This window comes from Streptomyces parvus (genome assembly GCF_014648875.1).
Classification (GTDB): domain Bacteria; phylum Actinomycetota; class Actinomycetes; order Streptomycetales; family Streptomycetaceae; genus Streptomyces; species Streptomyces parvus.
This window is the reverse complement of record NZ_BMRY01000001.1, coordinates 635,794-652,605: the sequence shown is the minus strand read 5'-3', so window position 1 is coordinate 652,605 and position 16,812 is coordinate 635,794. Positions and strand designations below refer to the sequence as shown.

The following is a 16,812-nucleotide window of genomic DNA, read 5'->3' as shown; positions in this document are numbered from 1 at the left end:
TGGAAAGGAGGCGTGGACGGCCGGGACGGGTGAGATGCGCCACGCGGGGGTTCCGGCCGGCCGGAACCGTCACTCCGGCAGCCGGGTGCCCTCCGGGAGCCGGATGCCGAAATCGTCCGCCAGGACCCGCAGCGCCTCTTCGCCGTCCTTCAGCGTCCGCTCCGTGACCGTGCCGTCGTCGGCCGTCTCCACCAGGTCCAGCCCGGCCAGCAGCAGGTGCGAGCCGGGCCGGGTGCGCTGCGCGTACACCGCCTGCCGGAACGGCGAGCGCGGGTGCGTCGCGATGTGCCAGTTGATGACCTCGTAGTCCGGCGCCTCGAACGGCTCCAGGGTGAACGCGTACTGCGGCTCCCACGCGCCGCCCTTCTCCGCCTGGAACTCCCACATCGGCAGCGGGCCGTCGTGCGCGACGTGGACGAGCCGGTGGTGGCGCGGGCCGTCGAACAGCTCGGCGCCCTCCACCAGCGCGATCGGCTCCACCAGCGCGCCGGTCGCCCCGTAACCGACGTCCGCCACATACGGGTGCGGCTCCCCCTCCACGTCGACCTTCAACAGCATGTGCGTACGCGGCCGGATGTCGCCCGGCGCCGCACCCAGCACCACGCGGGCCACCAGCAGCGTCACGGGGAAGCCGAGCTGCCGCAGGACGGCGGAGAAGAGGGTGTTGTGCTCGTAGCAGTAGCCGCCGCGCTCGCTGCGCACGAGCTTCGCCTCCAGGTCGCCGAGCGCCAGCGACGGGGCTGAGCCGAGAACGGCGTCCAGGTTCTCGAACGGGATGCCGGACAGGTGCGCCCGGTGCAGGGACCGCAGCACCTTCAGGGTGGGGCGGGGCTCCCCGGTCCAGCCGATGCGGGCGAAGTAGGCGTCGAGGTCGAGTGTCATACGCCGACCGTACGCAGCCGGGGGACGGGCGCGCCTCCGGCTGCGGACCGAAGTGCGTGACCGGTGGGCCTCGGTCGCTGGACCGAGGCCCACCCGAGGCGGGCGGGGCAACGTGGGCCCGGCCCCGGCGGCGGCTCAGATCTTGCTCAACTCCGGTGAGAGCCGGGCCGGCCCGGGTAGCAGTGGATCATGAGTCTGTTCCGGAAGCCCCAGCCCCTCGCCGTACTCGTCGTCCGCGACACCCCCGATGTCGTCGCCGGCCTCCGGCGCGCGCTGGAGACCGCCCCGGACGCCGAGCGCCCCGGACTGGAGCGGGCCCTCGCCATGGCCGAGGAGTCCGCCGGGCGCTCGGACGCGGAGCTACGCGGCCGGTGGGTGCGCCAGCGGCTGGACGCCGTCGGGTACGAGGGCCCGGCGGACTCCGTCGAGGCCATCAAGAACCTGCGACAGGCCGAGCCGGGACTGTCGCTGCGCCAGGCGGTGACGTACGCCAAGGAGACCGCGGCGACGGAGGCCTGACGCGGAAGCGCCCGAGGCGTGAGGGCGGGCCGGGGCGGCGCGTGCCCCGGTCCGCCCCGTTGCACGACGCGGACCGTCACACGCCGTTCATCGCGCCCGCCGACGCGACCAGCAGCGCCGTGCCGACGCCCTGCTCCTCCGCCGTACGGAGCAGCGCCGCGTCCCCCGCCTCCGCCACGGCCGCGCTGGTCGGGTCCTCGGGCGCGGGTCCGCCCGCGTACACCGCCGTCGCCGGAGCCATCGCCGTGAGCCAGTCCGCGACCAGGGTGCCGAACTCCTCCTGGTCGATCCCTGCGTCCGCCACCAGCGCGGCCGCGTGCCGGGCCCCGGCGAACATGGCGGTCATCGCGCTGAGCAGCGCCACGTCGTGGAGCGCGGCGAAACCGGGGTCGGCGCCGACGTACCGGGTGGCGGCGGGCACGGCCAGCGTCTCGCGGTGGGCGTCGAAGACCTCGCGGGAGCCGCTGTAGAAGACATAGCCCCCGGCCTCCGGCACCCCGATCATCGGCGGTACGGCCATGATCCCGCCGTCCAGGAAGCGGGCGCCGCGCTCGTCCGCCCAGGCCGCGCGGGTCCGCGACTCGGCGGGGGTGGAGGTGGTGAGGTCGACCAGGTCCCTGCCCGTGAGGTCCGCCTCCGCCAGCGCCTCGCGGACCGAGGCGTCGTCCAGCAGGCAGGTCACGACGAGCGGGCTCGCGGCCACCGCCTCGGCCGCCGTCGCCGCCACCCGCACGCCGGCGGCGGCGAGTTCGGCGGTTCTGCCGGGGCTGCGGTTCCAGACGGTCAGGGGGTGCCCGGCGGCGAGCCAGGTACGGGCGAGCGCGGCGCCCATCGCGCCGAGGCCGAGCAGGGTGAGAGGGGTGGGCGAGGCGGAGGCAACGGTGTTGTCGGACATGGCGATTAGGCTGGTCGAAGGCTCCGACGGCGACAAGTACGCACTTTGGAGTGGGTGGTTACCTCGTTGACAGTGACCAGATGGGGAGGGGTGGACGGGCGATGACGGGCGGACGGGAGACGGCAGGGGGACGGGCGATGACGCGGATCGTGCGGAGACCGGGGGCGTTCGTCTGCGGGATCGACGCGGCGATGGATGTCATCGGCGGCAAGTGGAAGGTGCTCATCCTGTGGGCGCTGAACGAGAAGACCTGCCGCTTCGGTGAGTTGCGCCGGGCCGTGCCCGGGGTGACCGAGAAGGTGCTCAGCTCCCACCTCAAGGAGCTGGAGGACGACGGCATCGTGCACCGCGAGGTGTATGCCGAGGTGCCGCCGCGCGTGGAGTATTCGCTCACCCCGCTGGGTCTCTCGCTGAACGCGGCGCTGGAGCCGCTGGGGGCATGGGGTCGTGACCACATCTACCGGAGCGCGGAGGAGCCCGGCGCGGAGGCCGCCGCCGAGTCCGGCGTGGAGGCCGCCGCCGAGCCCGTGGCGGGACCGGGACGGCGGTAGCCGTGGCCGCGGCCGGAATTGACCTCTTGTGATGGCCTGACATCTGCGCAAACATGCGCATGTCAAAAGCCGGAAGATCTCCGGCCCTTGGCATCACTGGAGGTACCCCCCCCACATGAACAAGCCTCTCGTCGGTGCGTTTCTCGCTGCCCTGCTCATGGGAGCGGGCGTCGCGCCCGCCGTCGCAGCCGAACCCGCACAGCAGGCACAGGAAGCCGCGCCCAAGGCCGGCCCCGAGGCGAAGGCCGTGACCTTCGCCGGGACCGTCGCGCTCAGCAACTGTTCGGGATCCGTGGTCCGCACCCCCGACGCCGCCCCCACCGACCCCGCCCTCGTGCTCTCCAACGGGCACTGCCTGGAATCCGGCTTCCCGGGTCCCGGCGAGGTCATCGTCGACCAGCCGTCCTCCCGGACGTTCACCCTGCTCAACGCCTCGGGCAGCGGTGTCGGCACGCTGAAGGCGAGCAAGATCGCGTACGGCACCATGACCGACACCGATCTCTCGCTCTACGAAACCACCTCCACCTACCAGCAGATCGAGGACAGCTACGGCATCCAGGCGCTGGAGCTGGAGACCGCCCACCCGACGGCGGGCACCGCTATCACGGTCGCCTCCGGCTACTGGAAGCGCACCTACAGCTGCGACATCGACGGCTTCGTCCACCAGCTGAAGGAAGGCCGGTGGACCTGGAAGGACTCGGTCCGCTACACCCCGGAGTGCCGGACCATCGGCGGTACGTCCGGTTCGCCGGTGATCGACGACGCCACCGGCAAGGTGGTCGCCGTCAACAACACCGGCAACGAGAGCGGCCAGGAGTGCACGGACAACAACCCGTGCGAGGTCGACGAGAACGGCAACGTCACCGTCCGCGAGGGCATCAACTACGCCCAGCAGACGTACAACATGGTCCCGTGCATCGGGGCCGGCAGCAAGATCGACCTCGACCGTGAGGGCTGCGGGCTCCCCAAGCCGTAGTCGCCTGAAGTCTCATGGGTGCGTCGGCCGGACCCGGCCCCGGTCAGGTCCGGCCGACGCGTGCCGCCTCGATCCCGTCCAGCAGCACCCCGAGCCCCACCCGGAACGTCTCGCGTGCCTCACGCTCCGGATACGGCACCCCCTCGGCCCCCTCGGCCCCCTCACCCGGACACGGCTCCGCCGGCCCCTCCGCCTCCAGGCCGCTCACCGCCGGGAAGCGCTCCGCGAAGTCGGGGACCAGCTCCAGCAGGGCCGCCGAGCGCGCCGCCCACCACTCCTCGTCGGAGCTCCCGGTCGCCGCGGCGGCGAGCCTCGCGTCGGCCACTGCCTGCGCCGAACCCCGTAGATACGGGAACAGGGTCCCCACCAGCCGCCGCACCACCCCGGTCGGCAGCCCCGTCGCCCGCAACAGGGTCACCAGCGTGTCCAGGCCCGCGTACTCGTGCGGCCCCAGTACCGGACGCGCCTGCGAGACCTGGAGAACCCAGGGATGGCGGACGTAGAACTCCAGGACCTCCCCGGCCCAGGCCGTCAGCGCCGCCCGCCAGTCGCCTGATTCCGACTCCGGGTACGCGGTGGGCAGTTCGGCGTGCACCGCGTCGTACATCAGGTCCAGCAGCTCGCTCTTGCCGGGGACATAGGTGTAGAGCGCCATCGCCGTGCGCCCGAGCCGGTCGCCGACCGCGCGCATCGACAGGGCCGTCATTCCCTCCTCGTCCGCGAGCGCCACGGCCGCCGCCACGATCGCGTCCACGCTCAGCCGGGGCTTGGGTCCCGGGCCGCCGCGGGCCGGCGGCGGGGCGTCCGCACGCCACAGGAGGGAGAGGGAACGACGCGGATCGCCCTGCCCGGCGAAGACCACCACGTGCGACTCCTTACGGCGTAACGTAACGTCCGGCGGGGGATTCATTACGCCGTAAGGTATCAAGCTCCACGGGAGAGGGGTCGGATCGCGATGGGCCAGGCGCCCGGGCGGCCGAGCGCGCGGCGGACGCTTTGCAGGGACCCTGGGGCGGCGGACGCTTCGTAGGCGGGGCCTCGCGCGGCGGGCGGGCTTCCCGTGGGCCGTCAGGCGGCCCCGGCCCCCCTGACGGCCTTGCCCGTCAGGACCGACGTCCGCTTGCCGTCCTCGATGACGAACCGGCCGTCGATCAGGACGTGCGGGATGCCCACCGGCAGCGTGCGCGGCTCCTCGAACGTGGAGCCCGCCGCCACCGTCTCCGGATCGAACAGCACCAGGTCCGCTCGGTAGCCCTCGCGCACCAGGCCCCGGTCCGCGAGCCGCAGCCGGGCGGCCGGACGCGAGGTCAGATGGGCGACGCACTCCTCCAGCGAGAGAATCCCCAACTCCCTTGCGTACCGGCCCAGATACTGCGGGAACGTGCCGTACGCCCGGGGGTGCGGCTTGTCGCCCTGGAGGATGCCGTCGCTGCCACCGGTGTGCACGGCGTGGCGCATGATCTGCTGGACGTTCTCCTCGTGGCCCACATGCTGGAGGATCGTCGTCCCGAGCCGGTCCTCGGTGAGCAGCCGCCGCGCGGTCACCCAGGGCTCCTCGCCCCGCGCCGCCGCCGACTCCTCGACCGTACGGCCCACGTACTCCGCCAGGTGCGGCGCGCTCACGCCACTGATCTCGATGGTGTCCCACTCGATCGGTACCCCGTGGCAGCCGTCCGAGCCCAGCACCTCCAGATGGTGCCGGATCCTCTCCGCGCTCGCCGGGTCCGCGAGCCGGTTCAGGACCGACTCCGGGCCTCCCTCGCTCGCCCAGCTCGGCAGCATCGCCACGAGGGTGGTGCAGCCGGGGGTGTACGGGTACGTGTCGAGCGAGATGTCGGACCCGGCGGCCAGCGCGCCGTCCAGGAGGGCCAGCAGGTCGGGCGCCTTGCCCTTGTTCACGCCGAAGTTCATGGTGGCGTGGGCGAGATGGAGGGCGCAGCCGGCGGTGTGGGTCAGCTGCACCATCTCCTCGTACGCCTCCAGCGCGCCCGCTCCGTAACTGCGGTGGTGCGGGCAGTAGTAGCCGCCGTGGCGGGCCACCACCCGGCAGAGATCGGTGAGTTCGGCGTCGTCCGCGTACATCCCGGGGGTGTACGTCAGCCCGGACGACATGCCCACCGCGCCCTCGCGCATGCCCTGGTCCACCAGCTCCCGCATCCGGGTCAGTTCGGCGTCGGTGGCGGGCCGGTCGTCCCACCCGACCGCGTACATCCGGACCGTGCCCTGCGGGATCAGATAGGCGGCGTTGACCGCGATGCCCTGGCCGCCGAAGTTGCGGTCCAGGCGGTCCAGATAGCCGCCGACCGTGCGCCAGTCGAAGTCGATGTCGCTTCCGTCGCCGTTCCAGCCGGTGATGGAACGACGCACCTCGGCGAGCGTACGGTCGTCGACGGGCGCGTACGACAGGCCGTCCTGGCCCAGCACTTCGAGCGTGACGCCCTGCGCCGCCTTCGCGCTGTGGTCCGGGTCGCGCAGCAGCGCCAGATCGCTGTGGGCGTGCATGTCGATGAAGCCGGGGGCGAGCGCGAGGCCGTCCGCGTCCACGGTCCGGGCGGCGGTGGGGCGGGGGCCGGGGGAGCCCTCGGGGTGGATCTCGGCTATGCGGCCGCCGTCGAGGGCCACATCGGCGCGGTAGGAGGGCTCGCCGGTGCCGTCGACGACGAGCGCGTCACGCAGGACCAGATCCATGGGTGGCCTTTCGGGGCGGGAGGGCGGGAGGTCAGGAGAGGGGCGGCTGCTCAGAAGAAGGTGCGGATGTAGTCCGTGACCGTGCCGTCCGCCTCGACCAGCGGGATCAGCTGCCACTTGTCGAAGCTGGTGCAGGGGTGCGAGAGGCCCATGCCGACCCAGTCACCCACCTCCAGCTCGGCCCCGCCCTCCGTGCGCACCCAGGTGTGCTGGTCGGAGAGGCCGGTGACCGTGACCCCGGTGGCGGGCCGCACCGAGCCGTCCCGGCCGGAGCGGACCACCTGCGCCTCGGGCAGATCGAGGTCGTACGCCGCGTCCCGCTTGCCCGCGTTCAGGAACGCCTGCTCGCCGGTCGGACGGGAGACGACCTGCGCCCAGAGCCGAAAGGCGGGCTCCAGGGCCCCCTCCTCGGGGACGCGGTTGAAGGGGGTGAGGTGCTTGTAGTGGCCGTCGTCGTGCGAGACGTACGCACCGGAGCGCAGCAACTTCAGCACCGGCAGGCTCAGTTCGGGGATCCCGCCGAAGACGTCCGCGACCGCGTCGAACCAGGCGCTGCCGCCCGCGCTGATCACGATCTCCTCGGCCCCGGCGAACCGCTTCTCGCCGTCGAAGACGGCCGCGAGCGCGACGAGCCGCCGCAGCCACGCCCGTACCCGTTCGGGGTCGGCGTCCGGCACCTCGCCCTCGTATCCGGCGACGCCCACCAGGCGCAGCGACCCGGCCGCCGCCACCGCGTCGGCCACGGCCGCGCAGTCGGCCTCCGTACGGGCCCCGGTGCGCGCACCCTCGCCCGCGCCCAGCTCGACGACCACGTCGACCGGGCGGGTGGCGCCGGCGGCGCTCAGGGCCTCGTCCATCAGCTCGACGCCGCGCACGGAGTCGACGTAGCAGACGAAGCGGAACGCCGGGTCGGCCGTCATCTCGCCGGCCAGCCAGCGCAGGGCGACCGGGTCGACCAGCTCGTTGGCGAGGAAGATCCGGCCGATCCCGTACGCCCGGTAGACCCGCGCCTGGTGCGGCACGGCGGCCGTGATGCCCCACGCGCCGCGCTCCAGCTGGTCCACGAAGAGCTGGGGGGACATGGACGTCTTGCCGTGCGGGGCGAACGCGAGGCCGTGGCGCTCGGCGTACGTCTCCAGGAGGTCGAGGTTGTGGGCCACCGACTCGGCGGAGAGCGCGAGGACGGGGGTGGTGAACCCGCCGGTGAAGAGGTTGCGGCGCTCGGCGGCCAGCGCCCCGACGGTCAGGCCCTCCGCGTCCGGCGGCAGAGCTTTGAACCGGTGGTCGACGCGCTCGTCGGCGAGGGAGGCCGTGAGGGACGCCGCGGGGGATTCCCCGGGGGACGCGGTGCGGTCGGTGGGGCTTTCGGCTGCCAAGGGGAGCTCCTCGAAGTTCGTTGCAACATATGCAACACCCATTGCGTATATCGCTCAACGCTGTCTAACATCCGAGCCGATGCCCGGTCAATGGTGACCACCGGCCCGCACGCCGATCAGCGAGGAGCCCTCAGTGTCCGGACCCGCAGCAGGGACGGCCGTCGCCGCCACGACCACCGATGTCGTCTGTCTCGGTGAGTCCATGGTGACGTTCCTTCCCTCGCAGCCCGGCCGCCTCGCCGACGTGCCCTCCTTCGGGCGCGGGATCGGCGGGGCCGAGTCCAATGTGGCCTGCGCTCTCGCCGCCGCCGGGCACCGGGCGGCCTGGGTCGGCCGGGTCGGCGCGGACGGGTTCGGCGACCACCTCGTCGAGACGATCGCGTCGTACGGGGTCGACACGTCGGCGGTCCGCCGCGATCCGGTCCGGCCGACCGGCATCTACTTCCGCACGGCCACGGACCGGGCGACCGACACGCACGAGGTCGCGTACTACCGGGCGGGGTCGGCGGCGTCCGCGATGTCGCCGGCGAACGTGCCGTACGAGGAGCTGTTCGCGGGGCGCGTCCTGCATCTGTCCGGGATCACGGCGGCGCTGTCCGGCGACTGCCTGGCGCTGCTGCGGGAGCTGACGGCCGCGCGGCCGGGGCGCCCGCTGGTGTCGTTCGACGTGAACCACCGGCCGCATCTGTGGCGGGGCGGCGACGCGGACGCGTCCGTGCTCCTGGAGCTGGCGCGCCGGTCCGACCTGGTGTTCGTGGGGGAGGACGAGGCGGAGGAGGCGTGGGGGATCGTGGGCGCGGAGGCGATCCGGGCGGCGGTTCCGGAGCCGGCCGTGCTCGTGGTGAAGCGGGGGAGCGCGGGCGCCACGGTGTTCGCCTCGGGGCTCCGCCCCGGACCCCGCTCCTCAATCGCCGGAGGGGCTGAAAGCGCCGGAGCCCGCTCGTCGAGTGCGGGAGGGGCTGAACTCGCCGACACCGTCACCCACGTCCCCGCCCTCCACGTCGACATCGTCGCCGCCGTCGGCGCCGGGGACGCCTTCGCCGCCGGGTTCCTCTCCGCCACCCTGCGCGGGCTGCCCGTCCGTGACCGCGCCCGGCACGGGCACCTCATGGCCGCCGCCGTCCTCACCGTCCCCGGCGACCTCACCGAACCGCCCGCCCGCGACCACGCCGACCGCCTCGTCGCCCTCGACGACGACGCCTGGGGGAGACTTCGTCTCGGCCCCGGCTGGACCGCAGCCGACCGGGCCTCCGAGGAGGTACGCATACCATGAGCCAGACCGTCGACCGGGCACTGAGCATCCTGCCGCTGCTCGCCCAGGGACCCGCCGACCTCGGGCAGGTCGCCGAGCGGCTCGGCGTCCACAAGTCCACGGCGCTGCGCCTGCTGCGTACGCTCCACGAGCACGGCCTCGTCTACCGCCAGGAGGACCAGCGCTACCGACTCGGCGCCCGGCTCTTCGCGCTGGCGCAGGAGGCCGTCGAGAACCTCGACGTGCGCGAGATCGCCCACCCCCACCTGGTCGCGCTCAACGACCGGTGCGGGCACACCGTCCACCTCGCCGTGTACGAGGAGCAGGAAGTCCTCTACATCGACAAGGTCGAGAGCCGCTACCCGGTCCGGATGTACTCCCGGATCGGGAAGCCCGTCGCGATCACCGTCGCGGCCGTCGCCAAGCTCCTGCTGGCCGACCTCACCGAGCCCGAGCGGCGCGCGATCGCCGAGAAGCTCGACTACCCCATGTACACGTCCCGTTCGACGCCCGACGCGGCCGGCTTCCTCAAGGAGCTGGCCGTCGTGCGCGAACAGGGCTGGGCCACCGACCTCGGTGGCCACGAGGAGTCCATCAACTGCATCGGCGCCCCCATCCGCGGCGCGGACGGGCGGGTCGTCGCGGCCATGTCGGTGTCCGCACCCAATGTGGTCGTCACGGCCGAGGAACTCCTCACCCTGCTCCCGCTGGTCCGGCGCACCGCCGAGACCATCAGCCGGGAGTACTCCGGCACCAACCGACCCAAGAAAGCCTGATCAGCCATGACCGAGAAGACCGCCCTCACCCCCTCCACCCACACCACGCCGCCCGCGAAGTTCTCGCACGGCGTGAAGAAGGGGAACATCCTCCAGGTCGCCGGCCAGGTCGGCTTCCTCCCCGCCGTGGAGGGCCAGGCCCCCACCCCGGCCGGCCCCACCCTGCGCGAGCAGACCCTCCAGACCTTCGCCAACGTCAAGGCGATCCTGGAGGAGGGCGGCGCGAGCTGGGACGACGTGATGATGATGCGCGTCTACCTCACCGACGTGGACCACTTCGCGGAGATGAACGAGATCTACAACGCCTACTTCGCCGAGCAGAACCTGAAGGAGGCCCCCTCCGCCCGCACGACGGTCTACGTGGGCCTGCCCAAGGGACTGCTCATCGAGATCGACGCGCTCGCGGTGCTCGGCTGACGGTCACGGCCCCTGAACGGCTCGCATCCCCTCTGATCCCTGACCCCTGATCCTCTGATCCTTTGCTCCACACGCAGAACCCCTCCCGCAGTACGCCGTACGGCACGGCGCCCCGCTCCCCGGGGGCGCCGTGCCGCGCTCCCCCCTGCCCTCCAGCACCATCGGAGTCCCCATGCTGCTCGCCGCAACCCCCGCGCCGGCCGAGACACCACCGCACACCGGTGGACTGCTCCTCCTGATCGACGGCACGGCCGGTCTGCTGACCGTCGCCGCGCTCGGTATCGCCCTCCTGCTCTTCCTGATCATCAAGGTCAGGCTCCAGCCGTTCGTCGCCCTGCTCGCGGTCTCCATAGCCGTCGGCCTCGGCGCCGGGCTCTCGGTCACCGAACTCTTCGGCACCGTGCAGAAATCCGCCGCCGTCTCGGTCATCGAATCCGGCATGGGCGGCATCCTCGGCCATGTCGCGATCATCATCGGGCTCGGCACCATGCTCGGCGCGATCCTCGAAGTGTCGGGCGGGGCCGAGGTGTTGAGCGCCCGCCTGCTGAACGCCTTCGGCGAGAAGCGCGCCCCGCTCGCCATGGGTATGACGGGTCTCGTCTTCGGTATCCCGGTCTTCTTCGACGTCGGCATCTTCGTCCTCGCGCCGATCGTGTACGCCGCGGCCAAGCGCTCCGGAAAATCGATCCTGCTCTACGCCATGCCGCTGCTGGCGGGCCTGTCGATGACCCACGCGTTCCTGCCCCCGCACCCCGGTCCGGTGGCCGCCGCGGGACTCTTCAACGTGTCGCTGGGCTGGGTCATCCTGATGGGCGTCGTCGTCGGCATCCCGTCCGTCATCGCCGCCTGGGGCTACTCCGCCTGGATCGGCAAGCGGGTCTTCGTCGACGTACCGCAGGACATGGTGGAGGCCGCCGAGGAGGCCAAGGCCGCCGTCGCCGCCGAACAGCGCGCCGCGGGCGTCACCCCGCACGAGAAGCCGGTGCCGCTCGCCACGGTCCTCGCGATCATCGGCACCCCGCTGATCCTGATCCTGGCTGCGACGTTCTCCTCGATCGCGCTGGACCCCTCGACGCCGCGTTCGGTGATCGAGTTCTTCGGCAACCCGTTCGTCGCCCTGACGATCGCCCTGTTCCTCGCGTACTACCTCCTGGGCATCCGGCGCGGCTGGTCCCGCAAGTCCCTGGAGTCCGTCTCCACGTCCTCGCTCAAGCCCGTCGGCAACATCCTGCTGGTGGTCGGCGCGGGCGGCATCTTCGGCGCGGTCCTCAAGGGCAGCGGTATCGCGGACGCGCTGGCCGACACCTTCAACGACGTCGGGCTCCCCGTCATCCTGCTCGCCTGGCTGATCTCGGTCGTCCTGCGCGTCGCCCAGGGCTCGGCGACGGTGGCGATCGTCACGACCGCGGGCATCGTGGTCCCGCTGGTCGAGGGCCAGGACCTCTCCCAGGCCCACCTCGCGCTGATCATCATGGCGATCTCGGCGGGCTCGATCTTCGCCTCGCACGTCAACGACGGCGGCTTCTGGATGGTGTCGAAGTACTTCGGCATCAGCGAGCGCGACACCCTGAAGTCCTGGACGGTCCTGGAGACGGTGCTCTCGGTCGCGGGCTTCGTGGTCGCGGCGCTGCTCAGCCTGGTGATCTAGGGGTACGGGGGCGGGCTCGGCGCGGACAGCACCGCGCCCGCCCCCTCTGCGGCCCCTCCCTCAACTCCCCTTGCGGGCCACGTAGTACACGTTCAGGATGTCGCCCTCCACCTCGCGCACCTCCACCTCCCCGAAGCCCGCCTCCTTCAGCATGCGCAACGCGGTCTGCCTGCCCCATACGGTCCCCAGGCCCGCCCCGCCCTCGCCGAGCGAGACCGTCATGCAGTAGAAGACCGAGAAGGTGTAGAGCGTGGGGCCCAGCGGGAGATCGAGGTTCTCCTCCAGCTTGCTGGAGGCCGCGATGTCGCCCATCAGGAACACCCCGTCGTCCCGCAGCGCACCCGCGACGGCCGCCAGGGCCTCCGCCGGGCGGGCCAGGTCGTGGATCACGTCGAAGGCGGTGATCAGGTCGTACGGGCCGGTCACCGCGGCCGCGTCCGCCAGCTCGAAGTGCGCGTTCCGCAGGCCCAGCCGCTCCGCCGCCTCCCGGGCCGCCGCGATACCGCCCTCCGACATGTCCACCCCGGTGAACCGGCTGGCCGGGAACGCCCGCGCCAGCAGATTCACCGCGTGCCCCTGCCCCGTACCGACGTCGAGCACGTCCAGACAGTCACCCGAGTCCAGCCGCTCCGGCAGCCCCGGCACCAGCGGGATGATCGCGTCCACCAGCGCCGCGTCGTACACCCGGGCCGTCTCCTCGGCCTGGAGCTCCTGGAACTTCGGGTACGAGGAGTAGGGCACCCCGCCCCCGTCCCGGAACGCCGCGACCACCTCGTCCTCGACCAGCCCGAACAGCGCGAGGTCCTGGAGGAAGGAGGCCACGTTGTCCGGCCCGGCGTCGCGGCACAGGGAGGCGGCGTGCTCGGGCGGCAGCCGGTACGTCCCGTCCGCCGGGTCGTACGCGACGATCCCGCCCACGGTCACCCCGCCCAGCCACTCGCGCACATAGCGTTCGTTCAGCCCGGCGGCCCCGGCGATCTCCTCGCTGGTCGACGGCGGCAGCTGCGCCATCACGTCGAAGAGCCGTGTCCGGTGTCCGATGCTGCACAGATACCCCAGGCAGGAATCGTTGAGCACCTGGAGCATCCGCCCGGCGAACTCCTCCTGCCGGACCGGATCCGCTGTCCGTTCGATCGTGTGCGCCATGGCGCACCTCCTTCGGCATGCCCGCAGCGCCCCACCGGAACCGCACCCGCTCCACCCCGCGGACGCCCGCTTCGCCCCCGTATCCGCCGCTCGCTGCCGGCCGATGGGTCCCCTCAAGATTTTACTGCCGTGCACACCCCTTGTGCCGCCCCGCCGATTGCGCTTCCTTGATCGGCATGTCCGAGACGAGCGCAACCACAGAGACAGGGGAGCCGGCCTCCCGACCACGTAAGTCCAGCTGGAAGTACATCGGCCCCGGCATCGTCGTCGCGGCGACCGGGGTCGGTGCCGGGGATCTGGTCGCGACGCTGATCGCGGGCAGCAAGTTCGGCTACACCCTGATGTGGGCGGCGGTGATCGGCTGCGTCGTCAAGATCTCGCTCGCCGAGGCCGCCGGCCGCTGGCATCTGGCGACCGGCCGCACGCTCTTCGACGGCTGGCGCAGCCTGGGGCCGTGGACCACCGTCTACTTCGCGATCTACGTCGTGGTCTGGGGCTTCATCTACGGGGCGACGGCCATGTCGTCCAGCGCCCTGCCCATCGTGGCGCTGTTCCCCGACGGGCCGGGGCTGAAGTTCTGGGCGATCGCGACCGGACTGATCGGACTGGTCTTCGTCTGGTTCAACCGGTACGCCGTCTTCGAGAAGGTCATGACGGTCCTGATCGGCATCATGTTCGTGGTGGTCATGTACGTGGCGATCCGGGCCGTCCCGGACGTCGGGGCCTCGTTCGCCGGGCTGCTGCCCGTGCTCCCGGACGGCTCGCTCCTCTACACCCTCGGGCTGATCGGCGGCGTCGGCGGCACGATCACCATGGCCGCCTACGGGTACTGGGTCAACGCCAAGGGCTGGAGCAACTCCTCCTGGATGAAGGTGATGCGGCTCGACAACCGGGTCGCCTACATCACCACCGGGCTGTTCGTCGTGGCGATGCTCATCGTCGGCGCCGAGCTGCTGCACGCCTCGCAGACCGCCCTCACCTCCGGCGACCGCGGACTGATCGACCTGGGCAAGGTGCTGGAGGACCGCTTCGGCGCGGGCACCGCCAAGCTCTTCCTCATCGGCTTCTTCGCCACGTCGTTCTCGTCGCTGATCGGCGTCTGGCACGGGGTGAGCCTGATGTTCGCCGACTTCGTGGAGCGGCTCCGGGCCCCGGCGGCCGGGACGCAGCAGGTGGAGGAGCACGCCGGCCCGGCCGTCACCGAGCGGCAGCAGCGCTCGCTGCCCTTCCGCGCCTACCTCCTCTGGCTGACCTTCCCGCCGATGACGCTGCTCTGGCTGGACCAGCCCTTCGGCCTCGTCATCGCGTACGGGGTGCTCGGCGCGTTCTTCATGCCGTTCCTGGCCCTGACCCTGATCTGGCTGCTCAACTCCTCCCGTACGCCGGGAGAGTGGCGTAACGGATGGGTCAGCAACGGGATGCTGGCCCTCTCCGGGCTGCTGTTCATCGTGCTGTGCGTCCAGCAGGTGCGCGACCTGCCCTGGTGACGGGCGGGTGCCGACAAAACGCCGCAGCGCCGCCGGGGGAGCGGCGGCGCTGCAGGTTCCGGGATGCGTCGGTGTTACGGGATACGGGATACGGGTTACGGCAGGCTGCGGACGTGCGGGCCGACCGCCTTCGACCAGGCGAACCCGGCCGTCGCGTCCCAGTTCGTCGACCAGGTCATCGCGCCGCGCAGCGACGGGTAGGTCTTCGACGGCTTGAACGAGCCGCAGCTGGTGCCCTTGGTCAGGCAGTCCAGCGCCGCGTTCACGATCGACGGGGCGACGTAGCCGCTGCCCGCACCCCGGGTGGAGGCGGGGACGCCGATGCCGACCTGGGACGGGTCGAGGCCGCCCTCCAGCTGGATGCAGGCGAGCGCGGTGAGGAAGTCCACCGAACCCTGCGAGTAGACCTTGCCGTCACAGCCGAGCATCGAACCGCTGTTGTAGTACTGCATGTTGACGACGGTCAGAATGTCCTTGATGTTGAGCGCCGTCTTGAAGTACTCACCCGACGTCGACTGCATGTCGATCGTCTGCGGAGCCATCGTGATGACCAGTCCGCTGCCCGCCTTCGCCGACAGCTGGCGCAGCGCCTTCGTCATGTAGGTGGCGTTGAGACCGTTCTCCAGGTCGATGTCGACCCCGTTGAAGCCGTAGTCCTGCATCAGCGCGTACACCGAGTTGGCGAACGCGGTGGCGGAGGCGTCGTTGTCGACCCGGACCGTGCCCAGCTCGCCGCCGATCGAGATGATGACGTTCTTGCCCTGGGCCTGCTTGGTCTTGATGTCGGCCCGGAACTGGGCGTCGGTGTAGCCGTTCAGTCCGGCCGTGTCCAGGTTGAAGGTGACCTGGCCCGGCGTCGGCGTGGCGTCCGCGAAGGACACCGCGATGATGTCGTAGTCGGCCGGGACGTCGGTGAGCTTCTGGACGGCCGCACCGTTGTTGAAGTTCTGCCAGTAGCCGGTGACCGCGTGCTTGGGCACCGCGGGGCCGGGGCCGGGGCCCGTGCCCTCCTTCGCCGTACGGGCGCTGATGGCCGCCGACTTGACCGACTCGCCGGCCGCGTTGGTGGCGCTCACCGAGAACTCGTAGGCGGTGTCCGCGGTCAGGCCCGTGACGGTCGCCGAGGTCCCGGTGGAGGTGGTCGCCTGCGCGCCGTTCCGGTACACCTTGTAACCCGTGGCGCCGGAGACCGCGTTCCAGGACAGGGCGACCGACGACGTGGTCGTGGCACCCGCCGTGAGACCGGCCGGAGCCGCCGGGACGACCGGTCCGGGCTCCTCGCCGCCTCCGCCGTCGGGGCCCGTCACCTCGATGTCGTCGGCGAAGTAGGCGGCCTGCCCGTACCAGCCGTGGGTGTAGACGGTCACCGACGTGGTGTTCGCGCCGGTCGTGAAGCTGGTCGACAGCTTGGTCCAGGAGGAGGAGCCCGGCGTCCAGGTGGAGACGTCGGTGGTCCCGGTGCCGCTCGCGCCGAGGTAGGCGTAACCGCCCTGCACCCAGGAGCTGAGTGTGTACGTCGAGTTGGGCTTGACCTTGACCGACTGCGAACACTTGGCGTTGTCCTGGCCGGCCGGGGTGGCCTTCAGCGCCGACGTACCGCTGCGCACGGGGGAGGAGACGGCGGCGCCGCTGCCCCCGGAACAGGTCCAGTTGGCGAGGCCCGACTCGAAGCCCGCGTTCTTGGCGTTGTTGACGTCGGCCGCCTGGGCGGTGCTGACGAGCCCGGTGACGGTCAGGGCGGCGGCCGTGGCGACGGCCAGGGTGCCGCCGAGTACGGACCGGGAGCGGCGGCGTCTTCTGCGACTGCGGCCTGCGGAGCGTTCCACTGGTGCCTCCGGGAGGAGTTGGGGGGTGCCGGGGATGGGCGGTGCGGTGCAGTGCGCATAAACTGGTCCAGACCAATCAAGTTGTCAAGACCTCTGGCAGTGAAAGGCCGTCCGGGTGGGTGGCCGCGAGGGGCAGCGGCCACCCCCGTGCGGGGGTGCCGGACGGCGGATTCCCGGCCCGGGAGCGCCGCCGCGACCGCACTCGGCCCCCCGCACGAGTGATCTTGCGGGAGATCTTCGTGCCGTCACGGAAACGCCCTTACGAAAAGGGAGCAGGTCGCCCCGAAAGCCGGGGTGACGTGCGTGAATGGATACCTGATCGAAAAGCGGACGCGGGGTTCGGTAACGCTCCGCAGTGAACGCCGAGTTGGAC

15 protein-coding genes are annotated in these 16,812 nt (G+C 71.6%); 8 read left to right on the top strand and 7 right to left on the bottom strand.

From position 1 onward, the window contains the following. Nucleotides 1-69: 69 nt before the first annotated feature. Nucleotides 70-882: an arylamine N-acetyltransferase family protein gene (locus IE140_RS02820; RefSeq protein WP_150198005.1), complete on the bottom strand. Its 813-nt coding sequence runs from the start codon at nucleotides 880-882 to the stop codon at nucleotides 70-72. Nucleotides 883-1,071: 189 nt separating this feature from the next. On the opposite strand from IE140_RS02820, the gene IE140_RS02815 reads away from it, so the two are divergent. Continuing rightward, nucleotides 1,072-1,401, top strand: a complete 330-nt coding sequence (locus IE140_RS02815; RefSeq protein ID WP_150198003.1) for a hypothetical protein — start codon at nucleotides 1,072-1,074, stop codon at nucleotides 1,399-1,401. A gap of 76 nt (nucleotides 1,402-1,477) precedes the next feature. On the opposite strand, the gene IE140_RS02810 is transcribed toward IE140_RS02815, so the two are convergent. After that, complete coding sequence (locus IE140_RS02810) at nucleotides 1,478-2,296, bottom strand: NAD(P)-dependent oxidoreductase (protein WP_150198001.1); 819 nt, start codon at nucleotides 2,294-2,296, stop codon at nucleotides 1,478-1,480. Between the two features lie 137 nt (nucleotides 2,297-2,433). Between IE140_RS02810 and IE140_RS02805 the strand changes: the two genes are divergently transcribed. Together IE140_RS02805 and IE140_RS02800 are read left to right on the top strand one after the other, a co-directional pair. Beyond that, a complete protein-coding gene (locus IE140_RS02805) occupies nucleotides 2,434-2,847 on the top strand; it encodes a winged helix-turn-helix transcriptional regulator (protein WP_093444971.1) in 414 nt (137 codons plus the stop codon). A gap of 115 nt (nucleotides 2,848-2,962) precedes the next feature. Beyond that, nucleotides 2,963-3,823 carry a S1 family peptidase gene (locus IE140_RS02800; RefSeq protein WP_093444970.1) on the top strand — a complete coding sequence of 287 codons (861 nt, stop codon included), beginning with the start codon at nucleotides 2,963-2,965 and terminating at the stop codon, nucleotides 3,821-3,823. A gap of 43 nt (nucleotides 3,824-3,866) precedes the next feature. Here the strand turns inward: IE140_RS02800 and IE140_RS02795 are convergent, their stop codons facing one another. From IE140_RS02795 to IE140_RS02785, 3 genes are all read right to left on the bottom strand, one after another. Then, on the bottom strand, nucleotides 3,867-4,688 hold the full coding sequence (locus IE140_RS02795) for a TetR/AcrR family transcriptional regulator (protein ID WP_189460036.1): 822 nt from the start codon (nucleotides 4,686-4,688) through the stop codon (nucleotides 3,867-3,869). Between the two features lie 203 nt (nucleotides 4,689-4,891). Continuing rightward, complete coding sequence (locus IE140_RS02790; RefSeq protein WP_189460034.1) at nucleotides 4,892-6,511, bottom strand: N-acyl-D-amino-acid deacylase family protein; 1,620 nt, start codon at nucleotides 6,509-6,511, stop codon at nucleotides 4,892-4,894. Nucleotides 6,512-6,561: 50 nt separating this feature from the next. Further along, on the bottom strand, nucleotides 6,562-7,887 hold the full coding sequence (locus IE140_RS02785) for an alanine racemase (RefSeq protein WP_150198593.1): 1,326 nt from the start codon (nucleotides 7,885-7,887) through the stop codon (nucleotides 6,562-6,564). A gap of 133 nt (nucleotides 7,888-8,020) precedes the next feature. Here IE140_RS02785 and IE140_RS02780 point away from each other — a divergent pair, with 133 nt between their 5' ends. The 4 genes from IE140_RS02780 (at nucleotide 8,021) to IE140_RS02765 (ending at nucleotide 11,980) form a co-directional block, all read left to right on the top strand. After that, nucleotides 8,021-9,160 carry a sugar kinase gene (locus tag IE140_RS02780; RefSeq protein WP_150198595.1) on the top strand — a complete coding sequence of 380 codons (1,140 nt, stop codon included), beginning with the start codon at nucleotides 8,021-8,023 and terminating at the stop codon, nucleotides 9,158-9,160. Continuing rightward, nucleotides 9,157-9,915, top strand: a complete 759-nt coding sequence (locus IE140_RS02775; RefSeq protein WP_032763550.1) for an IclR family transcriptional regulator — start codon at nucleotides 9,157-9,159, stop codon at nucleotides 9,913-9,915. The genes IE140_RS02780 and IE140_RS02775 overlap by 4 nt, the downstream gene beginning before the upstream one ends. Before the next feature lie 6 nt (nucleotides 9,916-9,921). Next, a complete protein-coding gene (locus IE140_RS02770) occupies nucleotides 9,922-10,332 on the top strand; it encodes a RidA family protein (protein WP_003966665.1) in 411 nt (136 codons plus the stop codon). Between the two features lie 172 nt (nucleotides 10,333-10,504). Continuing rightward, entirely contained in the window at nucleotides 10,505-11,980 is a 1,476-nt protein-coding gene (locus tag IE140_RS02765; RefSeq protein WP_032763547.1) for a GntP family permease, read from the top strand. 60 nt (nucleotides 11,981-12,040) lie between these two features. Here IE140_RS02765 and IE140_RS02760 read toward each other — a convergent pair whose 3' ends face one another. Then, nucleotides 12,041-13,126, bottom strand: coding sequence for a class I SAM-dependent methyltransferase (locus tag IE140_RS02760; RefSeq protein ID WP_189460032.1), 1,086 nt, complete (start codon nucleotides 13,124-13,126; stop codon nucleotides 12,041-12,043). Nucleotides 13,127-13,302: 176 nt separating this feature from the next. On the opposite strand from IE140_RS02760, the gene IE140_RS02755 reads away from it, so the two are divergent. Then, nucleotides 13,303-14,613, top strand: a complete 1,311-nt coding sequence (locus IE140_RS02755) for an Nramp family divalent metal transporter (protein WP_150198300.1) — start codon at nucleotides 13,303-13,305, stop codon at nucleotides 14,611-14,613. Nucleotides 14,614-14,708: 95 nt separating this feature from the next. Here the strand turns inward: IE140_RS02755 and IE140_RS02750 are convergent, their stop codons facing one another. Further along, nucleotides 14,709-16,439 (bottom strand): chitinase, encoded by a 1,731-nt coding sequence (locus IE140_RS02750; protein ID WP_308438331.1) that lies wholly within the window; start codon nucleotides 16,437-16,439, stop codon nucleotides 14,709-14,711. Between the last annotated feature and the right edge of the window lie 373 nt (nucleotides 16,440-16,812).